The sequence below is a fragment of the Streptomyces sp. GbtcB7 genome, from assembly GCF_019091445.1.
In the GTDB taxonomy this organism is placed as follows: Bacteria; Actinomycetota; Actinomycetes; order Streptomycetales; family Streptomycetaceae; genus Streptomyces; species Streptomyces mirabilis.
In genome coordinates, this window is record NZ_JAGXJM010000727.1 from 1 (window position 1) to 231 (window position 231).

Here is a 231-nt window from a genome sequence, read left to right on the forward strand (position 1 = left end):
TCTCAGACACCGACTGTCCGTCGCACGCAATTCCCTGCGGCGATGCATGACGAGGTGGACGAGTTACTGCCCTTGTGGCTGGCGCACATCGATGAGGACACCCTCATGGAGTGGACCATCATGCCCGTTCCCAGCTGGATGACGGAAGCGTTGGTCCTCGTCAAGCGCGGCACCGGACACAGCGATCTGCATTTCGGGAGCATCGATCCCAAGCGTGGGCTCGTCTCGCTC

The 231-nt window shown here is 61.5% G+C and carries 1 protein-coding gene; it reads left to right on the forward strand.

The features are described 5' to 3' along the window. Nucleotides 1–42: 42 nt before the first annotated feature. A partial coding sequence (locus tag KVT44_RS57365; protein WP_217577245.1) for a hypothetical protein occupies nucleotides 43–231 on the forward strand: 189 nt, incomplete at its 3' end.